This is a genomic window from Pseudocitrobacter sp. 2023LY-00077 (assembly GCF_055796175.1).
In genome coordinates this window covers 97402-114511 of record NZ_JBSPEI010000006.1, presented here as the reverse complement: position 1 = coordinate 114511, position 17110 = coordinate 97402, and the positions used below count along the sequence as shown (strand labels likewise).

The window sequence follows — 17110 nt, the reverse complement described above, 5'->3', positions numbered from 1 at the left end:
CGCGCAGGCGAGCCTTTTTTGTTTTTAGCGCCGGGCTTCTCGCCAGATTCGCCACGCCACCATCAGCAACGCCCCCACGCCAACGATAAGCACAGCCCACACCGCGAGGGCTACCCACAGTTTCTGCTGTTCACCCGCACTCACTGCCTGCAATCGCGCGTCACCGCCCAGTTTGACGGCCTCCAGCGGCTGCGCCCAGGGCAGCGTCTCGATGTTTTTGCTCGCCGGGAGCGATTCAGGAATCAACTGCTTCAGACTCAACGCGACGTTTTCAGCCGCCTTATTTCCCCAGGCCAGCATATAGGGGCCCTTGCCCTGTGCATTAAAGACCAGCACTTTAACCTCACGCTCGCCGCTTACCCTCGGCAGCGTTTGCGGCAGATGGGCATCCACCGTGGTAATACGAATGGCCTCGACAACATTCGCAGAGAGCGGAAACGCCTCCTGCGCTTGATCGTTGACGTTATACAACACGCTTTTTGCCAGTGGCCGCCATTCGCTTTTCTCATCGCTTCGCCAGGCGATATCGACCGGCAATACCCCTTCTTCCATCAGCGTGATGGAAAGCGCGCTTAACGGTTGCGGTTGATCCCATTGCCAGACGGCCTCGGTTGATGTGGCTTTGGCGACCGCCGCCGGGAGCTGAATACGCTCAGTAAGCGGCTCTTGCGGTTGCGCCACGGCCATTACGCCTTTTAACTCCGGCATGGGCGTTTGTGGGTCAAGAACCAGTAGCAAGTAACGTCTGCCTTTGGGCGACAGCGTCAATTCGGCGGCCACAGTGTTCATCTTCAACCGTTCGCCGTCACGGGAAAGATCCATCAGCGGCGCATTTTCCTGAACGCGCTGCCAGTGGCTGAGATCCCGGCTGGCGTAAACCGAAGCTTTACCCTGCCAGCTTGTGCTCGATGCCGCCCAGTCCAGCCGCAGCTGCGTCAGGTGTAGCGACGCTTCCCGGCTGTCCGGTAAGGTCAGTAAATAGCTCTGACCCACCGATTTTGCCTCATCGCCCTGAAGGTTAATTTCCACGCCATTGGCTGCCTTCAGGCGGATCGTCTGCGGCGCACCGGCATCCGTCGTGGCGATCGGCGAGGCCGCTAAAGGAAACAGGCGCAGGGCGACCGAATCCGCGACGGCAGGCGGCGTTGGCTTCGTCATTAACGTAAAGGGAACGCGCTCGCCCTGTTGATTAAATACCCGAACGTCCCGCAAGTCTGGCCAGGCGCTGTGCTGATAGACCTCACGCGGTAACGCCACGCGATACCAGGGTGATGACGAAGACGTTTCCAGCGTCATTCCCGTGGCGTAGTCACGCGGGGATTCCGCCGCAAAGGCGGAGGAACTGCCCGCCAGAAGCAGGCTGCACACCATCGCTTTTATCCGTTTCATTTTTGCTCTCCTGCTTTGGGTGGCAACGGCGAGAAATAACCAACAATCAATACCAGTATCGCCACACCAATAAACGCCACCGCGCGCGCCAGACCACCGCCGCCTGCGCTATCGACCAGCATCAGTTTGATGATTACCACGCCTAATAGCGCGGCACCGCACAGCCACATTTTGCGTGAGACGTTGCGCGTTGCGCGAATCATAATAATGAGCGCTATCAGCATCCAGAACAGCGCAAAGGTCGTCTGAATAAGCCGCGATTGCCAGAGCGCGCTGAAATCCCAGGCAACGTCGCCATACCACGCCAGCGCGCGCATCAACATGCCGTTCAGCCACCAGAAAGCCAGCCCGGCAAGCAGCAACGCGCCGGATGCGCGCCACGCCGACGGCAGATGACGCCGAACAGCGCGTTCCGCCACATAAAGCCCAAGCAGCGCAAACGCCGCCCCCTCTTCCAAAGGATTAATCAACGGTAGATAAAGCTGACGATAGACCACGCCGCTTTGCACGTTGCTCAATACCAGAAAACCAAGCAGCAGGGCCGCCACGGGGGCAATCGCCACGCCGCCATACATTTCCGGCCAGCGGCAGAACGGCCACCAGGCCCGGCGAAGCGCGGCGTGTATCAGCAGAATGGTAATCCCCCCCGCCGCCATCAGCAGGCCGCTTTGCCAGGCGCTCATGCCCCACGGCAGCGACTGCACATACCACAGCAGTTCGGTCCCAAATGCGAGCATCAGCATCCATAACAACGCGAGATGCAGCCCCTGCGAAAGGCGTGATGGCACCGTACTGTCATCACGATAAAGCAACGTGAGCGCAGACGGCAGCGCAATCACCCACGCCAGATTGTGCCAGCCTGCGGCGAAAATTTGCTGCTGATGAATTTGCTCGCACAGCATCAACAGCATGGCGGGCCAGAGCAGCCACTGTGCGAAACCGAGTTCCCCCCATGCCAGACGCTGGCGCATAAAACGCCAGGCCCAGGCCGAGAGGGATATCAACGCGAGCAGGACAAATCCTGTCGTCGCGTCCTGGGTAGTGACGAGTTGTGCCGCACCCGCGAGGGCAATCACCCAGAATGCAACGCCGCCGATTAACAGCGCCAGGCTCAGACGTCTTATTTCTGCGCGCCACAACCAGGCGGCGGTGAGCCAGCTAAGGCTGAGCACGGCGAAAATCATCATGATGGAGAGCGGTGTGGTTTCATCCGCCAGGGCCCAGACGCCGCTGCCCAACGCCAGCAGTAATAGCGCGGTGCCGCTAAAACTCATGCGCCGCTGCTGTTGCTGTATGCCTAACCACAGCACACCCACACCTTCCAGCGCCCAGGCCATCGCCGTCCAGCGTGCGGAAAGCGCCAGCGGAATAGCAAGCGTGGTGAATGCGCCGCCCAGCGCCAGCGCGGCCAGCACCAGGGTACGTTCCGCCGATGGGAATCGACGCAGCACCAGCCACGCCAGCGCCAGATAAAACGCGCCATACGCCAGCGCGCTGATCGCCGGGCCATAAGTCATGTGTTGGGTCATGACGTACTGCATACCAAAACCAATCAGCGGCGGCGCGAAGAGCAACACGCCGTCAACCACACGTTTACCTTTTTCCTGCGCTCGCCAGGAGAACAGTACGCTCAGGACGCCGAAAATCAGGATATTGGCGATCAGGAACAGCTGGCAGTTAAGCCAGTATTCAGGGCGATAATCATTCATGCCCCACAATCCGCCCACGCCAAAGGTGAAAAGCAGCCCTAACAGATTCAGTTCGCGCCAGTGTTGCCGCGCGCTAATCGCCAGAATGCCAATGGACAGAAGCAGGTAGAAAGAGAACAGCGCAATGTAGTTGCCGCTTCCCGTAGAGAGAAGCACTGGCGCAAGGTAGCCGCCAAGGCTCGCCAGCATCGCCAGGCTCAGGGCATTTTGCAGCACCGCCAGGCCAACGCTTGCCGCACAAATCAGCACCAGCAGCGCAAAGGCCAGCGTCATCGGCAACATTTGCCACAGGCGAAATGCGCCGAAAACGGTGAGATACAGCACGCCCGTCGCGCCACCTTGCAGGATCAACGCATAGACACGCTGTTTATGCCGCAATCGCCAGCCGATAGCCAACAGCACCACCGCACAAAGCGCCGTCGCCACAAGACGCAGCTCCAGCGGAAATAGCGCGTGCTCGACCGTATAGCGCAACAGGAAAGAGAGCCCAAGAAACAGCAGCAGAATACCCAGTTTAGCCAGTGGGTTACCCTGCATAAACCAGCGTAATAATGAAGTGAATACGCCGCCAAATGCCGATGGTGTCTCGCGCTCGGGCGGTGATACCGGCGCGTCTTTTTCTGTGGGCTGCCAGGGATTGGCTGGCTCAGGTTGAGAGGGGGCGATGGGAATCACCGGTTCAACCACCGAGACAGATTTTGGCTCCGGCGCAACGTTAACACCGCGTTGCTCCAGTTCCTCCAGCCGACGACGAAGCAACGAAACTTCATAACGCATTGCGGAAGTACGGTTGATAGCAACAATCGCCAGGATGGGCACCACCACCAGCGCAAAGAACAGCACGATACAGCCAAGGATTACAAGCTCGTCCATGTTTCCACCTTTAGCCAGCACGGATAAACGCAGATTGACACAAATGGTTGCATTTACGCCATTAATCTTTGCAACGAGGAGGGATTTTCAGAAGAGAACAACAAAAAACCGGATGGGAGGCCCCATCCGGTTAACGATAGCATCAGAATGCGAAGCAGGAACAGCCCAGCACGCCCCAGAATGCCTGTTCATCGGAGACAGGAATCGACGATTTACGCGCGATATCATGCTGATGGCCGTGTACGCCGCAGCTACCGCAGCACTGATGCATCTGCACTACGGCGCCCATTTTCCCGGCAACCGGCGGCGCAGAACGGTAATGGCCCGGCACTTTCACCACCGGTGACCAGTCTGGAACGACCGGAATCGCAGGCGGCGCCAGCGGAGTGAAGTGACCGGCGGCATACACCACTTTGCCATCCACGATAGTCATCACCGATTCAATGCCTTTGATCTCTTCTTCCGGCACGCTGAAGTAGTCTTTCGACAACACCACCAGGTCGGCAAGCTGATCTTTCTCGATGCGGCCTTTTTTACCCTGCTCGCTGGAGAACCACGCGCTGCCTGCGGTCCACAGCTCCAGCGCCACATCGCGCGGCAGACGGTTTTCATCGTCATACATCGCCATGCCGCCAACCGTGCGGCCAGAAACCAGCCAGTAAAGCGCGGTCCACGGGTTGTAGCTCGCCACGCGGGTGGCATCCGTCCCCAGGCCAACAGGCACATCGGCGGCCAGCATTTTGGCGACCGGCGGGGTATGTTTCACCGCTTCTTTGCCGTAACGCTCGATGAAGTATTCGCCCTGGAATGCCATGCGGTGCTGTACCGCAATCCCGCCGCCCAGCGCTTTAACACGTTCGATATTACGTTCAGTGATGGTTTCTGCGTGGTCAAAGAACCAGTGCAGGCCGTTAAACGGAATGTCGCGGTTCACTTTTTCGAACACATCCAGCATGCGGCTGATCGATTCGTCATAGGTGGCGTGCAGACGGAACGGCCAGCGATGTTCCACCAGATGGCGCACCACACGCTCCAGCTCATCTTCCATCCCTTCCGGCAGATCCGGGCGCGGCTGGAGGAAGTCTTCGAAATCAGCCGCCGAGAATACCAGCATCTCGCCTGCGCCGTTTGCGCGATAGAAATCGGTGCCCTGGCCCGGTTTGAGCATATCCGTCCAGCGCTCGAAATCTTCCAGTTCCTGTTTTGGCCGCTGCGTGAACAGGTTATAGGCGATACGAATCGTCATCTGCTCTTTAGCGTGCAGCTCTTCGATGATTTCGTAATCTTCCGGGTAATTCTGGAAGCCGCCGCCGGCATCAATGGCGCTGGTCAGCCCAAGGCGGTTCAGCTCGCGCATAAACTGGCGAGTCGAGTTCACCTGCATCTCCAGCGGCAGTTTTGGCCCTTTCGCCAGCGTCGAGTAGAGGATCATCGCGTTGGGTTTGGCGATCAGCATCCCGGTTGGGTTGCCGTTATTATCACGCACGATTTCGCCGCCCGCCGGGTTTGGCGTCTCTTTGGTATAACCCACGGCTTTCAGCGCCGCGCGGTTGAGCAGCGCGCGATCGTACAGATGCAGCACAAACACCGGGGTATCCGGCGCGGCTTCATTCAGCTCTTCAATGGTTGGCATGCGGCGTTCGGCAAACTGGAATTCGCTCCAGCCCCCCACCACGCGCACCCACTGCGGCGACGGCGTACGATCGGCCTGATCTTTCAGCATTCTCAGCGCGTCGGCCAGCGACGGTACACCTTCCCAGCGCAGCTCAAGGTTGTAGTTCAGGCCGCCACGAATCAGGTGCAGGTGCGAGTCATTCAGCCCTGGGATCACCGTATGCCCTTTCAGATCGACAATCTGCGTGCCTTCGCCCGCGTACGACATAATTTGATCGTTGCTGCCTGTTGCCAGAATTTTACCGTTGGCAATCGCCACCGCTTCCGCCAGCGGATGCTGACGGTCGAGCGTGTGAATACGTCCCTGGTTCAGGATCAGTGTGGCTTTTTGTGACATGTCACTCTCCTCAAACCGGATCAGGCTTTTTTAAGCCATCCGGCGAATAGTCGGGTCACGATGGGCATCCAGAGCCAGACAACCAGCGCAACCACACAGGCATCGTTAATGAAATGAAGCAGCAAGGAGCCCTGCAGGGCGGGGAACAGCGCGCCGGTTACCCACGGCACCAGGTTGGTGCTGGGAAAGATCACCAGCAGCGTGATGAGAAATTGTTTCCACTGTTTTGGCTGACGCACGTGCGGCGACGGTGGCGTAAACCAGAACGCCGCTTCGGTACGAACTTCCGTGTGATCGCCTTCGGCTAACAACGGAGTGATTTCATCCACCAGCTGTTTGCGCGTTTCGGACTGCGTCCAGGCGTAGAGGTGCTCCAGGGTATCGAAGCGAATGATGATATTCCAGGCACCCTGCCCGTCCGCCGGGCGAATAACGTTAGCGCCAAGATGGCCGGGATACTCTGCGGCAACGGGCATGATTTTGCCGAGCCAGGCTTCATACTGGTCCGCATCTTCCGGACGCAGCGCATGCGTAATCACCAGCGTTACATGTTTTTGCGTCATGACGGTTTTCCTTGCTGTCGCATTCTGACGGGAAGCGTTTCGCCCCCCGTCGTCGTCATTACGCTTTGCGTTCCGGCGCGCCGTGAACCAGGGTGTAAGCATAATCCACGCCCATACCATAGGCGCCGCTGTGCTCACGAACCAGATCCATCACTGCGTCGTAAGTTTCTTTACGTGACCAGTCACGCTGGTACTCCAGCAGCACCTGCTGCCAGGTTACCGGAACTGCGCCCGCCTGAACCATACGATCGATGGAACGTTCGTGCGCATCCACAGAGGTACCGCCAGACGTATCGGTAACCACATAAACTTCAAAACCTTCTTCCAGCGCCATTAATGCCGGGAAGGTCAGACAAACCTCAGTCCACAGGGCAGAAATAATCAGCTTTTTACGTCCGGTGGCTTTTACCGCCTTCACGAAAGCTTCATCTTCCCAGGAGTTCATGGAAGTGCGTTCAATCGGTTTAATTTCCGGGTGAACCGCCAGCAGTTCCGGCCAGATATAGCCACTGAAGCTTTTGGTTTCAACGGAGGTATAAATGGTTGGAACGTTAAAAATTTTCCCGGCTTTCGCCAACGCGACGGTGTTATTTTTCAACGTCTGACGATCAATATTCGCCACGCCGAAAGACATTTGCGGTTGATGGTCGATAAAAATGAGGGTGGAGTTAGATGGATCGATCAGTTCCCGAATAGACATAAAAAACACCTTCTTAAGCAATAAGTTAAGTGGAAATTTTAGGACTAAATGACAGGTGGATACTGAATCAGAATGCAGAGTGAGTATAGCGGGGAATTTTTAACGAGTTGTTAAAGAAAATTTATGGTTCGATGACGGTAAATATTATGTTATGAAATGAACGGGTTATCATAAATTAGCACGCAAACTATTGATTTCAGAAATTTCATTACTAGCATAGTTGCCATGGTTTTTGTTAAAACAGGTAAGATTTTATTCGGGAAATAATTAACGTTATGCGTATTAATCTGGACGTTTTACAAATCCTTGACGCGATTGACCGACACGGAAGTTTTGCTGCCGCGGCGGAGTCGCTTTATAAAACCCCTGCCGCACTCAGCTATATGGTGCTGAAACTGGAAAGCGAACTCGAAATTACGCTTCTCGACCGTTCAGGGCATCGCGCAAAGTTTACCGATACCGGCAGAATGATGCTGGAGAAGGGCCGCGTGTTGCTCAGCGCCGCGCACGATCTGGAAAAACAGGCGGTGCAGGTGAATTCCGGCTGGGAAAAAGAGTTGTTAATCGCGCTGGATGACTCTTTCCCGTTCGCCTCACTGTTACCGCTCATCGAAGACTTTTACACGAAAAATAAGCAAACTCGCCTGAATTTCAGTCATCATACGCTGGCGGGTTCCTGGGAAGAATTAACGCATAACGGCGCGGATATTATTCTGGGTGCAATTAACGATCCCCCCACGTCTGCGGCCTGGTCATGGCAGATGCTCGGCATGCTGGATAACGTCTTCGTCATCGCGCCGTCGCACCCGCTGGCGAAAGAAGTGGAGCCCATCAGTGCGGAAACAATAGTTCGCTTCCGTGCGGTGGTGATTAGCGATAGCGCCCGACAGTGCCGCCCAATCAGTTCCAATCTCATTGATGAACAGGAACAGATTCGCACCGATGATTTTCACTCTAAAGTCACGCTGCTGCGCGCCGGAATAGGCTGCGGTTTCCTGCCGCGTCATATCGCTCACCCCTGGATAGCCTCTGGCGATCTGGTGGAAAAATCGGTCGTATCGTGTCGGCAAAAAGATGTGGCCTATATCGCCTGGCGTAACGGCCATGATGGGCTGGCACAGCTTTGGTGGCGCGAGGCGGTGATTAACCATAATCTGACCGCCCCGCTTTACCCCTGATTTACTCGCCGGACCACACCGTGGCCGACAGCGCAGGAAGCGTCAGTACGCCATCCTGATTTTCGCCGCTGCCTTCCCGCTGCGTGAGCGAGTCAAAGCTCAGCAGCGGCGTATCTTCCAGCACCACTTCGCAGGCCTCGCCACGGTTAATGGCGATCAGCACCCGCTCCCTCTTCAGAACACGCGCAAACACCACAACGTTATCTTCGGCGTACAGCACCTGGCAACCGCCGCGTCGCAACGCTTCACTCTTTTTACGCAGCTTCGCCATCCGCTGATAAAGCCCGAGCAGCTCGCCGTCCTGCTGGCTTTTATCCCACGGGAACGGTTTACGACACATCGGGTCGTTCGCGCCGTCCACGCCGACTTCATCGCCATAATAGATGCACGGCACACCTGGCCAACTGAACAACCACACCACGCCCAGCCCTAATCGGGCGACATCCTTGCCCAACAGCGTTTTGAAGCGTGCGGTATCGTGGCTATCAAGCTGATTAAACATCCGTAACTGCTGCTGATGCGACAGCCCCGCGCGATAATCTTCCATCCACACCATGCAGGTTTGCGCATCGATTTTTTGCGGATCGTAAGAGAGATCGGTATTGGCCAGAAATGCCCACACCGGCAGCGTAAAGCCGCGATAGTTCATCGCCGCGTCTTCCGTATCGGCCTGTAGCCACTGGCGCGCATCGCCAAAATGCTCGCCGAAAACGTAAGAGTCCGGGCGCGTCTCTTTCGCCGCCTGGGTTATTCCGGCGACGTGCTTCAGGTTATTGCGCGCACCGCCTCCCTCACCCAGCATATGCACCACATCCAGCCGCCAGCCGTCCATGTTCCACGGCGCTTTCAGCCAGTGGCGTACGATGCTCTCTTCGCCGCGATAGATTTCGTTGACCAGCGATTCGGACTGATAATCAAGCTTCGGCAGGCTTGGATAGCCCAGCCAGTCCAGCGCGCGGCCTTCCGGCGAGAAGCTGTACCAGTCGCGCCACGGCGACGACGCATTATGGCACGCCCCGCTGCTTGCGGTATTCTGCCGATCAAACCAGGCATGCGTATCGCCGCTGTGGTTAAACACGCCGTCAAGGATCAGGCGCATACCTTCACGTTGGGTATTTTCGCGCAGGCGCAGCAAGGCCGCGTTACCACCAAACTGCGGGTCCACTTCGCGATAATCCTGGGTGTCATATTTATGCACGCTTGGCGCGGTGAAAACCGGGTTCAGGTACAACCCGGTCACGCCCAGTTTTTTCAGATACGGCAGCTTTTCGCTGATACCGTCCAGGTCGCCGCCGTAGAACGTCGAACCACCGGCATCCGCCGTTAGCGGCGCATCCCAATCGCGCAGAATGATGTCATGCCCGGCGGCGTGGTGGTAATAAACATTGTCCTGTTCCGGCGTGCGCGTTTCGCTACGGGCAAAACGGTCAGGAAAGATTTGGTAGAAAATCTGATCGGCCACCCACTGCGGGCCGCTGTCGGGCAGATCGACCGCAAACAACTCAAGCTTCGCGGGCGGAATACGGCTAAATCCTTTTGGCGCAAACCAAAGCTGGCGGTCTTGCCACAAGAGCTTAAAAGCATAGCGGCGGCGCGGCTGCCCGCTGTCGAGCGGTATCTCACCACGCCAGGCCGTCACGCCAGGTACCGGTGATTTGCTCAGGCGTTTCATCGGCAGGACGCACTCTTCATTGTCAATTTCCGCACGCATCGTGATGCGCTGCGGCAGGTCGTTTCCGCGCAGCCACAAGGTAATCGACAAACGATCGTCGTGCGACTTAATAAAGGGTGCGACAGGCAGATGCCAGGCGTTCAACATCATTTAATTCCCCTCAGTTAACAGTGAGCCCACCTTGCCACAAGCTATTTGGGCTCTACTCCTCTTTTCGTACTTTTTAGGGGGCGGAGGCTGGGGGCGGAGTCAGCTAACAATTGCAAAAATACGAGTTAGGCAAATCATAAAATTGCTGTCATCACACTATATTCCACGCAACCTAATATAGCACTTTAACATTCTCCAGAACCCCTTATGAAAACGACAGATTATTTCAATAACAATAAACACCATCCCAAAAATAAAAGCTAAGGCAAGCAAGTCTTTGGTGTTATCCAGACCAACAGAAGCAACAAAAAAAACAACAATGGCTATCAAAATCAAATCGACATTAAAAACATTAGCTTCAGTTAGTCTGTATGCTTTTTGGATACTAATCCCCCTCACATTTGCAACATTGATTAACCGCTGAATTGTAAGCATGTCCAGACCTAACGCAATCAATTTTTCAATAAGGAGCACATCATCTTTATTGTACATGTTATTCCCTATCTAACTCTTCCCAGTTCGTTTCATTTTCGCCAATAGACTTTTTAATGGAGAACACACTTGCAGCGTTACCCACTATTTCATTAAGCCATCCTGCAGCGCCTAATTTACTCCAGTTACGAATATAATCCTCTTGAATAAAATGAAATAGTCTCCATGAATCTTCTTTCAGGACAAATGACGATAAGGAACCTGCGGATAAAACAATATCTCCTGCAGAAAATGCGATGTCTCCGTCTTTGTCATCTCCACCAAGGAGCCTGGCTGCATAGCGGTAAGCCTCACGAACTGGGACTTTCTCTGGATCAGTATGGTAAACCAAGTAGTAGCCGTTCTCCCAAATATTCTCTGTACCCTGAATCATCAAAGGAAACCCATAAGCTTTACACGCTGCGCCAAGACTTACTTTGCAAATACCTGCGCCACCAATAACCTGCATAGCACCACTAACAAAGCCGACCCTTTTCAGAGTAATGGTGAGTGTAGAGTGCCTGTCTTTTTCACGTTCAGCAATTGCGTAAAGTTTAATACTTCCCATTTGTAGTTGACTTTGATTCTCGAGTAAACGATGGTATTGTTTATTTAGTCCGTCCATCGCCTGCGCGAAACTTATTCTCCCCGACACATAGCCATCTATATAATTATCAGAAACCATATTTTCTGACACCATAAATTCAGAGCGTATCTTTATATCATTTAAGTAGTGAAATGCTATATCGAATACAAGCCTATCTATATCTGCCTTGATATTTTTCAAACTCATCAAACCATAGCTACTCATGATTAACTCCATTTAATCTCAAAAAAAATCACCAAATGACAACACATGTTTTTGTTTATCATTATCAATGATAGACTATTCGCTATATTAAATGATAACAATCATTACATTACACTTCTTCTAATAAGAACCATTGACAATGATCAAAGTAATTTATTCACCAAGTAAATATAAAAAAGCCCGATAACGTCTAGTTATCGGGCTTCGATTTAACTATTTTTTGCCTGATGGCGCTTCGCTTATCAGGCCAACCTATTGCGCATGTTAACGACGGCTACGGCGCGATTTAATCGCCCAACCCACCAGCAACAGGGCAATCCACGCAAAACCCACATACAGGGAAATACGTGTATCCGGATGATAGCCGATCAGCGCGATAATAAAGACGAGGAAAATCAGGCCAATGATGGTGGTAGTGACACCGCCAGGCACTTTGAATTTCAGCGCTTTCACCTCTTCCGGCGACAGACGACGACGGAAAGCAACCTGCGACAGCAGGATCATAATCCACACCCACACGGTGGCGAAGGTCGCCAGCGAGGCGATCACCAGGAAGACGTTTTCCGGCATGATGTAGTTCAGATACACCGCAAACAGCAGCGCGATGGTCATCACCATCACGGTGACCCACGGAATACCACGACGCGAGGTTTTAGCAAACACTTTCGGCGCGCTGCCCTGCTCGGCCATGCCGTGCAGCATACGCCCCACGCCGAACACATCGCTGTTAATCGCTGAAAGTGAGGCCGTCAGCACCACAAAGTTCAGGATGCTGGCAGCGAAGGTGATGCCCATATGCTGGAAAGTCAGCACGAACGGGCTACCGTCGGTGCCGACCTGGTTCCACGGGTAGATGGACATAATCACAAACAGCGTGCCCACGTAGAACACCAGAATACGCATCGGTACCGAGTTGATGGCGCGCGGAATGGATTTCTCCGGGTCTTTCGCTTCACCTGCGGTAATACCGATAATTTCGATACCGCCATAGGCGAACATCACCATTTGCAGCGACATCACCATGCCGAGCCAGCCGTTACTGAAGAAACCGCCGTTGCTCCAGAGGTTATGTATGCCGGTCGGTTGCCCGCCGTTGCCAATCCCCCAGATGATAATGCCGAAACCGGCGGCGATCATGATGATGATGGTGGCGACTTTGAAGAAGGAGAACCAGAACTCCAGCTCACCAAAGACCTTCACGCTCATCAGGTTGATGGCGCAAATAATCATCACCACGCTCAACACCCAAATCCAGTGCGGCACATCGGGGAACCAGACGCCCATATAGATGCCGAACGCGGTCACGTCGGCGATCGCGACAATCAGGATTTCAAAGCAGTAAGTCCAGCCGGTGATGTAGCCTGCCAGCGGGCCGAGGTTTTCCTGTGCATAGCGCGAGAAAGAACTGGCTGCCGGGTTGTGCACCGACATTTCGCCCAGCGCGCGCATGATGATATACGCCGCCGCGCCGCCGATAATATAGGCCAGCAGTACGCTCGGCCCGGCCATCTTGATTGCGTCGGCGGAACCATAAAACAGCCCGGTACCAATTGCCGACCCTAGCGCCATGAAGCGAATGTGTCGGGTACTTAGCCCGCGCTTCAGCTTGTTGTTTTCCATTGTATCCAATGCCATTTCTTACCAAAAAACAAAAAACCACGGGACGCGAAGTCCCGTGGTTGAACATATTGTTATCGCGCGAAAATTAATGCGCGTTAGACGTTACCTGTCGGCCTGCGGCACGGTCCCAGATAATCGCCAGAACCGCCATTATCACCGTCGGCAGCAGCCAGGCCAGGCCTTGCTCCGCCATCGGCAGACGCGCCGTCCAGCCAGGCAACACATCAGCGAAGGCCGATGCTTTGATGCCGTCAAGGATACCAAACATCAGGCTGATAAACATCGCTGGTGCAATTACGCGGGTCGAATTATGCCACCAACCGCGGGTAAAGCTTAATACAACCAGTGCGATACATGGCGGATAGATAAGCGTCAGCACCGGAATGGAGATCTGAATCAGGTGGCTCAGCCCCAGGTTGGAGACCGCCATCGAGAAGATACCCAGAATAAACACCAGCGAGCGGTAAGACAGCGGCAGATACTGCGCGAAGAACTCCGCACAAGCACAGGTCAGGCCAACAGCGGTAACCAGACAGGCGATAAAGATAAGCGCCGCCAGCAGGAAGCTGCCCGCCCCGCCGAAGGTATGCTGCACATAAGCGTGCAGAATCGCCGCGCCGTTCGCGCTCTTATCGACCAGCAGCGCGCTATCGGAACCCAGACGGAACAGCGCCAGGTACAGCAGCGTCAGGCCAACACCGGCCATCAGGCCCGCCCAGATGGTATAGCGAGTCAGCAGGCGCGCTTCGGTGACGCCGCGAGAGCGTGCCGCGTTAACGATAACAATACCAAACACCATCGCGCCCAGGGTATCCATGGTCAGATAACCATTCACGAAACCATTAGAGAACGGTGCGGTTTTATAAGCGTCGAGCGCTTCGCTGATCGGGCCTGCAGGCCAGATAACCGCCGCTACGGAAAGTACCAGCAGCGCCAGAATTTTCATCGGTGCCAGGAAGTTGCCAACGGTATCCAGCAGTTTGCCCGGATACAGGGAAACCAGAATCACCAGCGCAAAATAGACCAGGCTGTAGATAAACAGCGGCATCGCGCCATCGCCAGTCAGCGGGGCAATACCGATTTCAAAGGAAACGGTCGCGGTACGCGGCGTCGCAAACAGCGGGCCTACGGCGAGATAACAAACTGTTGCCAGCAGGACGCCTGCAACTTTACCAATTGGCGTGCTCAGGCTATCGACGCCACCGCCAACTTTTGCCAGCGCGACAACGGTCAACACCGGCAGACCGACTGCGGTAATCAAAAAGCCGAGCGCGGCGATCCAGACGTGCGGACCCGCCTGCAAACCGACCATTGGAGGGAAAATGATGTTGCCAGCGCCGACAAACAACGCAAAGGTCATAAAGCCCAGAGCGATGATATCGCGTGTTTTTAACTGATGGGTCATATGTAACTACTGCCTGTGGATGTGGTGTTGTACAAATAAAAAACTTTGCGCTCGCTCCAACGGAATCTTTCAGAGGAAACAAGCAACAAACTCAGCGGGATATGCTCCCTTCGTAGCGTGAGGAAGAATAGTTTTTTGATTTGCTACGTAAATACAGTCTGATTCCTACTGCATTAGGCGCAATTTAAACGCTTATAACGTTTTAAAGCAATATGGGATCGCAAAACCAGACGATTATACCGATAGTAAAGACAAACCTGGAACGAATAACCAGATATAGGAAAAACACATGGCTGATCGTGCGAACAAAAAAGCGTCAGTTGTTCATTAATTACTCGATGGCAAATTGACTGCAAAGTAAACAGACCAGCCGGGGCTGGTCTGTGGAAACTCATCGTGACAAGCGCCTGTTCAGACGCTTTATTTGGCAATTAAACGTTCCGGTAGCAGGAAGCTGAAGCATGTTCCTTTCCCTGGCTGGCTTTCAATATCCAGACGGCTATCGTGATGATTCAACGCATGTTTTACAATCGCCAGCCCCAATCCGCTGCCGCCGGTCTGGCGGGAGCGCGCCTTATCCACCCGATAAAAACGCTCGGTTAAACGCGGAAGATGTTCCGCCGCGATGCCAGGCCCGTTGTCCTCCACGCTAAACAGCGCACCGTGTGGCGCATGCTGCCAGCGCACGGTGATTTTCGTGCCAGCAGGCGTATGATTCACCGCGTTGTACACCAGATTCGACACCGCACTGCGCAGTTGCTCTTCATTACCCAGCACTTTCAGCGTGTCATCAATCTCAAAATGAAGTTCATGCTGACGCTGACTGAGGGTCTGCGCTTCCCGCTCGACCACCCGCAGCATCATCGGCACATCCACCTTTTCATTGAGGGCCAGGGTCGGCGCAGCTTCAATTTTCGATAGCGTCAGCAGCTGTTTCACCAGCCCTTCCATACGCTGCGTCTGTTCACGCATGGTATGCAGCGCTTTTTCGCGCGTTGCCCCTTCCAGTACCTGCTCCTGAAGCATTTCCAGATAGCCCTGCAACACCGTCAATGGCGTACGCAGCTCATGACTGACGTTGGCAAAGAAGTTGCGCCGCGCGCCTTCCAACTGGTGCATTTGCGTGACGTCGCGCGCCACCATCAGCAACTGCCGGTCGGTATAGGGCATGATACGGATTTCCAGATGACGCCCATTATTGAGCACCAGATGCAGCGGTTTAAGAAACTCGCGTTGTTTAAGATGCTGCGTAAATTCTGGATAACGCAACAAGTTAAGAATATTTTGCCCGCTGTCGTCCGGCCAGCGCAGGCCAAGCAGCTGCTGCGCCAGGCCGTTACACCAGAAGATTGCGCCCTCTTCGGTGGTCAATACCACCGCATCGGGCAGCGATTCTGCGCCGCTACGAAAGCGTTTAATCAGATTCCCCAGTTCGCGGCGGCGTTTTTTATTACGCAACTGCATCTGGTTCAGACCGTACAGCAGGGGTTCCCAGCTACCGCGCCCCGGCGGCGGCGTCATGCTGCGATCAACCCATAACCACCAGGAAAGACGTAAAAGATTCCAGAAATGCCAAATCAACAACCCGGTCACTGCCGCCAGCAGAAACCAGGGAAGATGGCCGATGAGCAGCCCTAATATCAGGGCCGGGAGACAACACAAGAAAAGCTCAAAGGCGAGTCTTTTCCATGACAGCCGTTCCAGCACGCGTCACACTCCTGTCAACATTCAGAAACGAGCCGAAAAACGGTAGCCCGTGCCGCGAACGGTTTGCACCATACGATCGTGGCCGCTGTGTTCCAGCGCTTTACGCAGGCGGCGAATATGCACATCCACCGTGCGATCTTCCACATAAACGTTAGTGCCCCAGACATGGTTCAACAGTTGCTCACGGCTATAGACGCGTTCAGGATGCGTCATAAAGAAGTGCAGCAACTTAAATTCGGTCGGGCCCATATCGAGCGGGTTTTCCCCGGTCATCACGCGATGCGAGGTGGGATCAAGGCTTAGGCCCTGCATCTCAATCACCTCTTCCACCGCCATCGGAGAGATACGGCGCATGACCGCTTTGATGCGCGCCACCAGCTCTTTAGGGGAAAACGGTTTGGTAATGTAGTCATCCGCGCCGGTTTCCAGACCGCGTACGCGATCCTCTTCTTCACCGCGCGCCGTCAGCATCATGACCGGAATATCACGGGTCAGCGCTTCACGCTTGAGATGTTTGATAAACTGTAGCCCTGAGCCGCCCGGTAGCATCCAGTCGAGCAGAATAAGATCGGGCCAGGGTTCATTGAGCTGATTCACCGCACTGTCATAATCTTCCGCCTCAATCGGCTGGAAACCATTTTGTTCCAGCACGAAACAGACCATTTCGCGGATGGGTGCTTCATCTTCAACGACCAGAATGCGTCTCGCCATTTTATGCCCTGTTTTTTTAGCCATCAGTATACATTCGGCGTCATTATGCGTCAGATTTATGACAGTTTTATGAAAAACATGACCGTAAAATGATGGCACTTTACGAAATATGACACTCGCGGAATACACCCGTCGATCCT

At 54.4% G+C, this 17110-nt stretch carries 13 protein-coding genes; 1 reads left to right on the top strand and 12 read right to left on the bottom strand.

Going from position 1 to position 17110, the window contains the following annotated elements; genetic code table 11:
* Window positions 1–24 precede the first annotated feature (24 nt).
* From ACWWFX_RS09760 to ACWWFX_RS09740, 5 genes are all read right to left on the bottom strand, one after another.
* A complete protein-coding gene (locus ACWWFX_RS09760; protein ID WP_473223703.1) occupies window positions 25–1389 on the bottom strand; it encodes a DUF3999 domain-containing protein in 1365 nt (454 codons plus the stop codon).
* Window positions 1386–3971, bottom strand: coding sequence for a DUF2339 domain-containing protein (locus ACWWFX_RS09755; protein WP_473223702.1), 2586 nt, complete (start codon window positions 3969–3971; stop codon window positions 1386–1388). Before ACWWFX_RS09755 ends, ACWWFX_RS09760 begins: the two co-directional genes overlap by 4 nt.
* A 142-nt stretch (window positions 3972–4113) precedes the next feature.
* A complete protein-coding gene (locus ACWWFX_RS09750) occupies window positions 4114–5982 on the bottom strand; it encodes an amidohydrolase (protein WP_149462160.1) in 1869 nt (622 codons plus the stop codon).
* Window positions 5983–6002: 20 nt separating this feature from the next.
* The gene (locus ACWWFX_RS09745) at window positions 6003–6545 is read right to left on the bottom strand and encodes an antibiotic biosynthesis monooxygenase (RefSeq protein ID WP_015965622.1); all 543 of its coding nucleotides are present in this window, start codon (window positions 6543–6545) and stop codon (window positions 6003–6005) included.
* A 58-nt stretch (window positions 6546–6603) separates the two neighbouring features.
* On the bottom strand, window positions 6604–7245 hold the full coding sequence (locus ACWWFX_RS09740) for a hydrolase (protein WP_015965623.1): 642 nt from the start codon (window positions 7243–7245) through the stop codon (window positions 6604–6606).
* Between the two features lie 275 nt (window positions 7246–7520).
* Between ACWWFX_RS09740 and ACWWFX_RS09735 the strand changes: the two genes are divergently transcribed.
* On the top strand, window positions 7521–8423 hold the full coding sequence (locus tag ACWWFX_RS09735; RefSeq protein WP_473223701.1) for a LysR family transcriptional regulator: 903 nt from the start codon (window positions 7521–7523) through the stop codon (window positions 8421–8423).
* 1 nt (window position 8424) lies between these two features.
* Here ACWWFX_RS09735 and malZ read toward each other — a convergent pair whose 3' ends face one another.
* The 7 genes from malZ to phoB all read right to left on the bottom strand — a co-directional run bounded on the left by malZ (window position 8425) and on the right by phoB (window position 16970).
* Entirely contained in the window at window positions 8425–10242 is a 1818-nt protein-coding gene (gene malZ / locus ACWWFX_RS09730) for a maltodextrin glucosidase (protein WP_473223756.1), read from the bottom strand.
* A 159-nt stretch (window positions 10243–10401) separates the two neighbouring features.
* Complete coding sequence (locus ACWWFX_RS09725) at window positions 10402–10737, bottom strand: hypothetical protein (protein ID WP_473223700.1); 336 nt, start codon at window positions 10735–10737, stop codon at window positions 10402–10404.
* 1 nt (window position 10738) lies between these two features.
* The gene (locus ACWWFX_RS09720) at window positions 10739–11527 is read right to left on the bottom strand and encodes a DUF4225 domain-containing protein (RefSeq protein ID WP_473223699.1); all 789 of its coding nucleotides are present in this window, start codon (window positions 11525–11527) and stop codon (window positions 10739–10741) included.
* Between the two features lie 264 nt (window positions 11528–11791).
* A complete protein-coding gene (gene proY, locus ACWWFX_RS09715; RefSeq protein ID WP_473223755.1) occupies window positions 11792–13147 on the bottom strand; it encodes a proline-specific permease ProY in 1356 nt (451 codons plus the stop codon).
* A gap of 85 nt (window positions 13148–13232) precedes the next feature.
* Window positions 13233–14552, bottom strand: coding sequence for a branched-chain amino acid transporter carrier protein BrnQ (gene brnQ / locus ACWWFX_RS09710; RefSeq protein WP_473223698.1), 1320 nt, complete (start codon window positions 14550–14552; stop codon window positions 13233–13235).
* Window positions 14553–14972: 420 nt separating this feature from the next.
* Window positions 14973–16259, bottom strand: coding sequence for a phosphate regulon sensor histidine kinase PhoR (gene phoR / locus ACWWFX_RS09705; RefSeq protein WP_276222606.1), 1287 nt, complete (start codon window positions 16257–16259; stop codon window positions 14973–14975).
* 21 nt (window positions 16260–16280) lie between these two features.
* Window positions 16281–16970: a phosphate response regulator transcription factor PhoB gene (phoB, locus tag ACWWFX_RS09700; protein ID WP_015965629.1), complete on the bottom strand. Its 690-nt coding sequence runs from the start codon at window positions 16968–16970 to the stop codon at window positions 16281–16283.
* Window positions 16971–17110 lie beyond the last annotated feature (140 nt).

Coding starts and splice junctions, on each gene's coding strand:
- brnQ (WP_473223698.1), bottom strand. CDS start 14,552: ATGACCCATCAGTTAAAAACACGCGATATCATCGCTCTGGGCTTTATG.
- ACWWFX_RS09755 (WP_473223702.1), bottom strand. CDS start 3,971: ATGGACGAGCTTGTAATCCTTGGCTGTATCGTGCTGTTCTTTGCGCTG.
- proY (WP_473223755.1), bottom strand. CDS start 13,147: ATGGAAAACAACAAGCTGAAGCGCGGGCTAAGTACCCGACACATTCGC.
- ACWWFX_RS09735 (WP_473223701.1), top strand. CDS start 7,521: ATGCGTATTAATCTGGACGTTTTACAAATCCTTGACGCGATTGACCGA.
- malZ (WP_473223756.1), bottom strand. CDS start 10,242: ATGTTGAACGCCTGGCATCTGCCTGTCGCACCCTTTATTAAGTCGCAC.
- ACWWFX_RS09750 (WP_149462160.1), bottom strand. CDS start 5,982: ATGTCACAAAAAGCCACACTGATCCTGAACCAGGGACGTATTCACACG.
- phoB (WP_015965629.1), bottom strand. CDS start 16,970: ATGGCGAGACGCATTCTGGTCGTTGAAGATGAAGCACCCATCCGCGAA.
- ACWWFX_RS09720 (WP_473223699.1), bottom strand. CDS start 11,527: ATGAGTAGCTATGGTTTGATGAGTTTGAAAAATATCAAGGCAGATATA.
- ACWWFX_RS09760 (WP_473223703.1), bottom strand. CDS start 1,389: ATGAAACGGATAAAAGCGATGGTGTGCAGCCTGCTTCTGGCGGGCAGT.
- ACWWFX_RS09745 (WP_015965622.1), bottom strand. CDS start 6,545: ATGACGCAAAAACATGTAACGCTGGTGATTACGCATGCGCTGCGTCCG.
- ACWWFX_RS09725 (WP_473223700.1), bottom strand. CDS start 10,737: ATGTACAATAAAGATGATGTGCTCCTTATTGAAAAATTGATTGCGTTA.
- ACWWFX_RS09740 (WP_015965623.1), bottom strand. CDS start 7,245: ATGTCTATTCGGGAACTGATCGATCCATCTAACTCCACCCTCATTTTT.